The organism is Arthrobacter humicola (genome assembly GCF_039531445.1).
GTDB lineage: Bacteria > Actinomycetota > Actinomycetes > Actinomycetales > Micrococcaceae > Arthrobacter > Arthrobacter humicola.
In genome coordinates, this window is record NZ_BAAAQB010000030.1 from 135582 (window position 1) to 143569 (window position 7988).

Here is a 7988-nt window from a genome sequence, read left to right on the forward strand (position 1 = left end):
CCTGACGGCGGCGCAGCGGCACTGGCTCCGGCTCCGTGACGGCAGGTGCCCGTTCCCCGGCTGCAACAACCATTCCCTGGACAACGAGGCGGACCACCTCCTGGCCTGGGCCGACGGGGGCACCACCGGTATCGCCAACCTGGGCCAGCCCTGCCCGAAACATCACCGTCTGAAACACTCCTCGGCCTGGACACCGAGCGGGGCCAGCACAACGAGCCCGCCGGGCTGGATTTCACCCTCAAAACGCTATTACCCGAGCGAGCATCAGGACTGGGAACCGCCCCGCTGGCCGGACCACCTCCCGATCACGGCTACAGACACTGACCCTTGGCCGGAGCGAGGCGTGCCCGCGGATCCCGAGCCGGAACTGCCCCCGGATCCCTTCCCCGACTGGCACCACTTCACGGCCGGGCACCCATTCCCCGCCGCAAACACCGACGACCCCGGCTGGCCGGCACCCCTCGACGACCCCACCCACGAATCCGCCCTGTACCAATCCGCCTGAACGACAAGGCCCTCCCGTGCTTGACGTGCAGCCGGTGACGGGCGGGCACGGAGCCGCTAAACTTCGCTTAGTCCAGACACCACTATGAGCTAGGTGGACCCAATGCAGCTTGACGAGGTCATCGCCCGCTTTCATCAAGCAGTAAATGCTTTTGCCAAGGGCGATCCGGAACCCGCCAAGGACATTTTCTCCCACAGCATGGACGTGTCCCTTGCTAATCCCTGGGGCCCTCCGGCGGTGGGCTGGGAACGAGTATCAGAGGCCCTTGATTCAGCAGCAGCACGTTTCCAAGATGGACGCGTCACGGCCATTGAAACGCTCACCAAACACGTCACTTCCAATCTCGCCTGCTTCCTGGACATAGAACACTGGCAGGCGAAGGTTGGAGGCGGAGACCAAATATCGGTGTTTGATCTGCGGGTAACAAGCGTCTATCGCCCCGAAGGCGATACTTGGGCACTCGTGCATCGCCACGCAGACCCGATCACCACACCGCAGGCCCCGGACGCCGTCCTGCGGAAATAGTTCACGCTATTCGTTTCCACTCTGGTTGCCGAGCATCCGACAACAATCTGGGCGCACGAGCGACATGACCTCAGCAGATGACGACGTCGTTCGCATAGCAAGCGGCACACGGGCGGCTGACGCACGCACGCGCCGTCACCTACTGGACGGTATGCCCCGGCGGTGGTGACTAGCGGAGCCCCGGACACCTACTCTTCTAAGCGGCGGCTTCCACGGGCAGGCCGCCGAGGCGCCACTCAAGCATTCCTTCATTGAGTCGCTGGGCGCTCCGGCCGGCAGAGCGCAACAGGTCCACCGCTTCGTACGCCAAGACGCAGTACGCGCCGCGGCAGTAAGCGACGATCTCCCTGTCCTCGGGCAGTTCAGCGAGCCTGTCGTGGAGCTGGTCGAGCGGGATGGACACGGCTCCGGGGATGTGCGCGGAGTGATACTCCTCGACAGGGCGAACATCGAGGACCGTCACGGTGCCCGCCCGGGCGCGGGATAGGAGCTCGTCGCGGGTGACTTCCCCTTCTTCAGACCTCGCACCCTCCACTCCCAGGTAGGCGACGCGCTTGGGCTCGACGTCCGCCACGTGCTCCTGCCCGACGGACCGGAGCAGGCTGTAGAGCTGAAGTACGTCAGGACCGGCGATGTCGTAGTGGATTCTGTTGCCGTCCCGCCGGGTGGTGACCAGTCCGGCCTGGCGCAAGGCCTGCAAGTGCGCGGAGGCCGTGCTGAGCCCCAGTCCGGCGGCCGCGGCCAGGGTTTCCACGCTGCGCTCCCCCTGCGTGAGCAAGTCCAGCAACTCCAACCGCTTGCCATTGCCGAGGGCCTTGCCCACCCGGGCGAACTCCGCAAAGAGCTCTGCCTTCTTGACCCTGTCGCCCACAATCTCCTCCACAAATCCATGTAATACTGGAATAAATACTATTCCATGTTTATCTGGAATACCACCGTACCGCCGTTTCAGCCGGCGTGGAAGGACTGCGAGTCGTGAGCTCCTTGACGTTGATTCCCTTCTTGGACGAGGCGCCGGCAACCCCGACCTGGCTGCCCGACCTAGCGGCTGCCAAATGAGCAACCGCGACACCAGCGGAGAGACCGGCACCGCCGCACGGCCCCCGCTCACTCTGGGCCTGCGCCAGAACCTGGCCCAGTTCATGCTCCTGGTCGCCGTCAACGCGCTTGTCGGCGGCACCCTCGGCCAGGAACGCACCGTCCTGCCGCTGTTGGCGGACCGGGTCTTCCACCTGGACCTATACACGTCCGCCCTGACCTACATCCTGGCCTTCGGGCTCGCCAAGGCCGGCACCAACTACTTCGCAGGAACCCTCTCGGACCGCTACGGCCGAAAGCCCGTCCTCGTGACCGGCTGGCTCGTCGCCGTGCCCGTGCCGCTGCTGCTGATCTTCGGACCTTCCTGGGGCTGGATCGTCGCTGCCAACGTGATCCTCGGCATCAGCCAGGGCCTGACGTGGTCCACCACCGTGGTGATGAAAATGGACCTCGTCGGCCCGTCCCGGCGCGGCCTGGCCATGGGCCTGAACGAGGCTGCCGGTTACCTCGGCGTCGCCGGCACCGCGCTGGCAACCGGCTACATCGCCGCGAGCTACGGGCTGCGGCCCGGACCGTTCCTGCTCGGCGCCGCCTACATCGCGCTGGGCCTGGGCCTGTCCGTGTTTGCAGTGAAAGAAACCCGCGGCCACGCCAGGCTTGAGGCCGCCAGCCACACGGCGGCCCACGCCGGCGCCCACGGGGAACTGAGCAACCGGGAGATCTTTACCCTCACCAGCTTCCGGGACAAGTCACTGTCCTCGGTCAGCCAGGCCGGCATGGTCAACAACCTCAACGACGGCCTCGCCTGGGGCCTGTTCCCGCTCCTTTTCGCCGCAGCGGGGCTGAGCATCGAAAAGATCGGCATCCTCGCCGCCGTCTATCCCGCTGTCTGGGGAGCCGCGCAACTCGTCACCGGAGCGATGTCGGACCGATACGGGCGGAAATGGCTGATCGTCGGAGGCATGCTTGTCCAGGCCGTAGCACTGGGCATGGTCGCCTTCGGAACCGGTTTCGGGATCTGGCTCGCCGCCGCCATCTTCCTGGGCCTGGGAACCGCCATGGTCTACCCCACCCTGCTGGCGGCCATCGGCGACGTCGCGCACCCGGAATGGCGGGCACGCTCGGTGGGCATCTACCGGCTCTGGCGCGACGGCGGTTTCGCCGTCGGCGCCCTCCTGGCCGGCATCCTCGCGGACGCCTTCGGCATCCCGGCAGCAGTCGCCGTCGTCGGCGCCCTCACCGCACTGTCCGGGGTCCTCGTCGCGGTGCGCATGCGCGGTTCGGACCACGTCGTCACGACCTAGGGCGCTCTGGGCATCAAGTCGCCTCCGTGAGCGGGCACCGGCATCCACGGGACCGCCGAGATCTTGCGCGGCATGATGGCATCGGCGAGGATGAATGCGTTCCCCCGTGCTGCGAACAAGGAGTGGACGCGATGACCAAGTATCTGATCTCGTTTCCGAGTGCCGCCATGGTCTTCCCTGACGAAGACCTGCAGGCCGTTTCGGATGCGGCGCACGCGGTCGTTCAGGAGGCGAAGGACGCCGGGGTCTGGGTGTTCGGCGGCGGCATCGATGAAAGGATCCCGCCCGTCATGGTCGACGGCGATGGGACCGTGCGCGAGGGCACCTACCCGCAGACGACGCAGCTCGAAGGCGGCTACTCGGTGCTGGAGCTGCCCTCGTACGATGCGGCCTTGGAGTGGGCCGCGAAGATCGCGGCCTCCTGCCGTTGCGCGCAGGAGGTGCGCGCATTCCAATACGACCCCGCCAGCTAGGTCTCGGACCGTAGGGACGCCTAGGCCATGGACTTCGAACTGCGCACCATCCCGGGCTGCCCGAACAGCGGCCCGGCATTGAAGCTGTTCCGTGGGGTTCTGGCCGCAGAAGGGAGGGACGCGGAATCCCTGACCGTCCATGAGGTAGCCTCCGAGCGCGAGGCGAAGGAACTCCACCCTCTGGGCGCCCGGGCATAATGAACGCAGTCCGGCCACAAGGCTGCGGCCGATAGTGGACCTGAGACCGCGAAGGGCACGGCATGGAGCCATCGAAGGAAGAGATCCTCGCCGGGTATGGCCGCGCCCGCCGCGAGCTCCGCGCCCGGCTGGCGGGTGCAACGGCTGCGGATCTTCGCCGCGCGAGCGACGGCACGAGGTGGACCAATGAAGAACTGCTCTTCCACATGGTCTTCGGCTACATGGTTGTCCGCGTTCTGCTTCCCCTGGTGCACGTTGTCAGCCGCCTCCCACCGCCGGTGGGCAAGGCATTCGCCGCCGTCCTGAACGCCGGAACGCGCCCGTTCGACGCCGTGAACTACTGGGGATCCCGCGCCGCCACGCTGGTCTACAACAGGGAAAGGATGGGCAGAAAGCTGCACAGAACTATCGCTGCCCTGAGCCGCCGACTCGAACACGAGAGTTCCAGATCACTCATGCGCTCCATGGCGTTCCCCAACAGGTGGGACCCGTTCTTCAAGCCGCGGATGACGCTCAACGCCGTCTATGCCTACCCCACGTGGCATTTCGACTTCCACGCCAGGCAATTGACTCTTCGGCTTCCGGATGACCCGGGAGCGTCCTGAAGCCGCGCGAAGTTCCCGGGAGCGGGAGTCCCGCCCGCAGGGGCTAACCCCCACGAACGTCAGTGTGCCGTCTGCATCCGGTGGGAATCCTGCGCGGCCGGGACCATAAGCCCTTGGCGCCAAGAACCCAAGCGGCGAGGATCAATGGCGTGGCATTTATGTTTGACGCCACCCCGGGCGCCCGTTGGTTCACCCGCTGCCCCACTCCCGGAGGTTTCTCATGCGTGTAGTCGTTGCGGAATCCGTAGCCATGTTTGCCATCGGCGACGGTGTCCTCGGCGTGTTGTTTCCGGTCCAGCACTCAACGCGGTGGGATCTGGGCCCCAAGCCTTGGGGCGCGTACATGCGCTGGTTCGCGGACCATCCCGGCATCACGCGGGCACTAAGTGCGGCCCAGATCGCCGCCGGCGTCGCCTGCGCGGCGCGCCTCCCATCAACACCGCGCTAGCATCCCGCCTCTGAGCCGGTAGAAACTCAGGGCGGCTGAATTTCACACCGCCAAGATTTCAGCGCTAAGCGGCGCCGGCGCCGCGAAGCGTGTCAAGGGCGGCACGGAGACGGGTGTCGGCGTCGTTGGCCACGTCCCGGACGGCCGGGCTGTCGCTGAGCTTCACCATGGTCTGCGGGTCGATCGCCTGGATGGTTGTCTCGGCGGCGTCCTTGCCCCGGCGGACGACGACATTGCAGGGCAGCAGTGCGCCCATGTCCGGTTCCGCCGAGAGGGCCCTGCTGGCCAGGGCCGGGTTGCAGGCGCCCAGGATCATGTAGTCGCCGAGGTCCTCGGCGGCACCGGCCCCGAGCTTGGCCTCGAAGGTGGCGCGGACGTTGATCTCCGAGAGTATGCCGAATCCCTGTCCGGCCAGGGCTTCCCGGGTGCGCTGCAGTGCTTCATCCCAACCCAGCGGGACCGTAACGGTATGCGTATAGCTCATGGCTGCTCCTGCAGGGATAGTCGGTGGTCTCAGGCGAGAGAGAGGAAGAGTTTTTCCAGGTCCTTGGTGTCCATGCTCGAATCTCCGCGGATGAGACACTGCTCGAGGCCGCTCGCGATGATGGCGAATCCTGCCCGGTCCAAAGCCTTCGAGACAGCGGCGAGCTGGGTGACGATGTCCTTGCAGTCCTTCCCCTCCTCGAGCATGCGCGTAACGCCGGCGAGCTGTCCCTGGGCTCGCTTAAGCCGGTTGATGATCGGGGTGAGTTCTGTCGAATCAAGTTCCATGGCGGGCTCCAAAGATGGGTGGGTACTTTGCCAATTCTATACCCCGGAGGGTATAACGGCTAGCGACGGAAAGTAAGCACTCGGCCCGTTCCGGACGGCTTGCAACATACCCCCGGGGGTATTATCGTTGTGAGTAGACCGATGGAGGATCTCCTCCCGGAAACTCCCCCACCGCCCAACGAAAGAGAGCATCATGCTTATCGAGCGCATCTACGACGAAGACCTCGCCCAGGCCAGCTACTTCATCGGCTGCCAGGCAAAGGGTGAGGCGGTCGTCGTTGACCCCCGCCGAGATATCGACGTCTACCGCAACCTCGCAACGGCCAACGGGATGAAGATTGTTGCCGTCACCGAAACCCACATTCACGCAGACTTCCTCTCCGGCACCCGTGAACTGGCTGCCGCAACCGGCGCCACCGCGTACGTTTCCGGCGAGGGCGGCGCCGACTGGCAGTACGGGTTCGAGGCCGAGCGGCTGAACGACAACGACTCGATCACCCTTGGCAACATCACCGTCAAGGCTCTGCACACCCCGGGCCACACCCCGGAGCACCTGTCCTTCCTGATCACCGACGGCGCGTTCGCCGACACCCCCGGCTACCTGCTCTCCGGTGACTTCGTCTTCTCCGGTGACCTCGGACGACCGGACCTGCTGGACGAGGCCGCCGGCGGCGTCGACACCCGCTTCGCCGGTGCCCGGCAGCTCTTCGCGAGCCTGCGCGATCAGTTCCTGACCCTTCCGGACCACGTCCAGGTCCACCCCGGCCACGGCGCGGGCAGCGCGTGCGGCAAGGCCCTCGGCGCCATCCCCTCCTCCACGGTCGGCTACGAACGTCTCTACTCCTGGTGGGGCCCCTATTTGGCCGCGAATGACGAGGAAGGCTTCGTCGCCGAACTCCTCGACGGCCAGCCCGACGCCCACGCCTACTTCGGCCGGATGAAGCGGGAAAACCGTGAGGGCCCGGCCGTCATGGGCGAACGTACTCCCCTGACCGAACTCGCCACCGCCGACGTCGTGGCCGGCCTCGCCGGTGACACCGTGACGTTTGTGGACACCCGCTCCAACGCCGAGGTCCACGAAGGCACCGTCGCCCGGTCCCTGAACATCCCGGCCGGGAAGTCCACGGCCAGCTTCGGCGCCTGGGTGGTCAACCCTGAAACCGACACCAACCCCCTCGTGCTCCTGGCCCCCACCCAGGCCGCCGCGCAACAGATGTGGGACCACTTGGTCCGGGTCGGCATCGACAAGGTCGCCGGCTATGTCACCAGCGTCGAGGGACTGCCCGCCAGCACCCCGCAGCTGATCCAGCCTGAAGATCTGGAGGGCTTCGACGCCGCGATGGTCCTGGACGTCCGCAACCGCACCGAGCACGCCGCCGGACACATCCCCGGCTCCCACCAGCTCAGCGGCGGCCGCGTGATGTGGAACCTGGACCAGCTCCCCGCTGAAGGCACCATCGTCAGCTACTGCCAGAGCGGCGTCCGCAACTCCGTCGCGGCCAGCGCGCTGCGCCGGGCCGGGTACGACGTCGTCGAACTCGACGGCAGCTACGCCGGCTGGGCTGCCTGGCAGCAGGCACGGGAATCCGTTTCCAGCAACTGATCCAGGCAATAATTGAACTGATTGATTGACAGCGTTGGCGGCGGTCCGGGAACACCGGGCCGCCGCCAACGCTTTGTCACCGTCCACGAATGTGAAACGCCGCGGTACTTGGCGTTGTTTTGTCAGCGCTATCGGGGCGCCCCGGACGCCTCGGCGAGTTCGGTGACGGTTTTCGGACCGGTGGAGAGCTGCCAGAGCACGTGCAGGGTGGGAGGGTTCCCCGGGTGCCGTACATCTAGCGCTTCAATAACAGCGCCACCTATCGCTGCGAATCGGATCCACGGCTCGCTGAACATGCCCTGGAGTGTCTTGCGAACGATCTTTACCGGACGCCAACCGACAAATGAATCAGCACTCTCTTCCGCAATTTGATCCTCGCCCCCGCTAAGTTCCCGCCGGCTCATCCATGCTCCACAGGCCTAGACGACCCTTCTATGGCGTCGAGTCAAGCCATGAGTGTTTGGAGTTGGCGGAAGATCTGTCTGGCGATGAAGCGCTTGAGGCAGCGGCGGATTTCG

General features: G+C 65.8%; 11 protein-coding genes. 8 read left to right on the forward strand and 3 right to left on the reverse strand.

Going from position 1 to position 7988, the window contains the following annotated elements:
• The coding region (locus ABD243_RS11400; RefSeq protein ID WP_344365561.1) for an HNH endonuclease signature motif containing protein at positions 1-505 on the forward strand (505 nt) is incomplete at its 5' end.
• A 102-nt stretch (positions 506-607) separates the two neighbouring features.
• Positions 608-1030, forward strand: coding sequence for a YybH family protein (locus ABD243_RS11405; protein ID WP_344365564.1), 423 nt, complete (start codon positions 608-610; stop codon positions 1028-1030).
• 196 nt (positions 1031-1226) lie between these two features.
• Here ABD243_RS11405 and ABD243_RS11410 read toward each other — a convergent pair whose 3' ends face one another.
• Positions 1227-1913: an ArsR/SmtB family transcription factor gene (locus tag ABD243_RS11410; protein WP_344365566.1), complete on the reverse strand. Its 687-nt coding sequence runs from the start codon at positions 1911-1913 to the stop codon at positions 1227-1229.
• 172 nt (positions 1914-2085) lie between these two features.
• Between ABD243_RS11410 and ABD243_RS11415 the strand changes: the two genes are divergently transcribed.
• From ABD243_RS11415 to ABD243_RS11435, 5 genes are all read left to right on the forward strand, one after another.
• Complete coding sequence (locus ABD243_RS11415) at positions 2086-3372, forward strand: MFS transporter (RefSeq protein ID WP_344365568.1); 1287 nt, start codon at positions 2086-2088, stop codon at positions 3370-3372.
• Positions 3373-3503: 131 nt separating this feature from the next.
• Positions 3504-3845: a YciI family protein gene (locus tag ABD243_RS11420; protein WP_344365571.1), complete on the forward strand. Its 342-nt coding sequence runs from the start codon at positions 3504-3506 to the stop codon at positions 3843-3845.
• 27 nt (positions 3846-3872) lie between these two features.
• Positions 3873-4043, forward strand: coding sequence for a hypothetical protein (locus ABD243_RS11425; protein ID WP_344365573.1), 171 nt, complete (start codon positions 3873-3875; stop codon positions 4041-4043).
• Between the two features lie 62 nt (positions 4044-4105).
• Complete coding sequence (locus ABD243_RS11430; RefSeq protein ID WP_344365576.1) at positions 4106-4648, forward strand: DinB family protein; 543 nt, start codon at positions 4106-4108, stop codon at positions 4646-4648.
• 220 nt (positions 4649-4868) lie between these two features.
• Positions 4869-5096, forward strand: coding sequence for a hypothetical protein (locus tag ABD243_RS11435; RefSeq protein WP_344365579.1), 228 nt, complete (start codon positions 4869-4871; stop codon positions 5094-5096).
• 64 nt (positions 5097-5160) lie between these two features.
• Here the strand turns inward: ABD243_RS11435 and ABD243_RS11440 are convergent, their stop codons facing one another.
• Positions 5161-5580 (reverse strand): DUF302 domain-containing protein, encoded by a 420-nt coding sequence (locus tag ABD243_RS11440; RefSeq protein ID WP_344365581.1) that lies wholly within the window; start codon positions 5578-5580, stop codon positions 5161-5163.
• Between the two features lie 29 nt (positions 5581-5609).
• The gene (locus ABD243_RS11445; RefSeq protein ID WP_116768751.1) at positions 5610-5867 is read right to left on the reverse strand and encodes a metal-sensitive transcriptional regulator; all 258 of its coding nucleotides are present in this window, start codon (positions 5865-5867) and stop codon (positions 5610-5612) included.
• Positions 5868-6060: 193 nt separating this feature from the next.
• Here ABD243_RS11445 and ABD243_RS11450 point away from each other — a divergent pair, with 193 nt between their 5' ends.
• Complete coding sequence (locus ABD243_RS11450; protein ID WP_344365584.1) at positions 6061-7470, forward strand: MBL fold metallo-hydrolase; 1410 nt, start codon at positions 6061-6063, stop codon at positions 7468-7470.
• Positions 7471-7988 lie beyond the last annotated feature (518 nt).

Coding starts and splice junctions, on each gene's coding strand:
- ABD243_RS11405 (WP_344365564.1), top strand. CDS start 608: ATGCAGCTTGACGAGGTCATCGCCCGCTTTCATCAAGCAGTAAATGCT.
- ABD243_RS11415 (WP_344365568.1), top strand. CDS start 2,086: ATGAGCAACCGCGACACCAGCGGAGAGACCGGCACCGCCGCACGGCCC.
- ABD243_RS11420 (WP_344365571.1), top strand. CDS start 3,504: ATGACCAAGTATCTGATCTCGTTTCCGAGTGCCGCCATGGTCTTCCCT.
- ABD243_RS11425 (WP_344365573.1), top strand. CDS start 3,873: ATGGACTTCGAACTGCGCACCATCCCGGGCTGCCCGAACAGCGGCCCG.
- ABD243_RS11430 (WP_344365576.1), top strand. CDS start 4,106: ATGGAGCCATCGAAGGAAGAGATCCTCGCCGGGTATGGCCGCGCCCGC.
- ABD243_RS11435 (WP_344365579.1), top strand. CDS start 4,869: ATGCGTGTAGTCGTTGCGGAATCCGTAGCCATGTTTGCCATCGGCGAC.
- ABD243_RS11440 (WP_344365581.1), bottom strand. CDS start 5,580: ATGAGCTATACGCATACCGTTACGGTCCCGCTGGGTTGGGATGAAGCA.
- ABD243_RS11445 (WP_116768751.1), bottom strand. CDS start 5,867: ATGGAACTTGATTCGACAGAACTCACCCCGATCATCAACCGGCTTAAG.
- ABD243_RS11450 (WP_344365584.1), top strand. CDS start 6,061: ATGCTTATCGAGCGCATCTACGACGAAGACCTCGCCCAGGCCAGCTAC.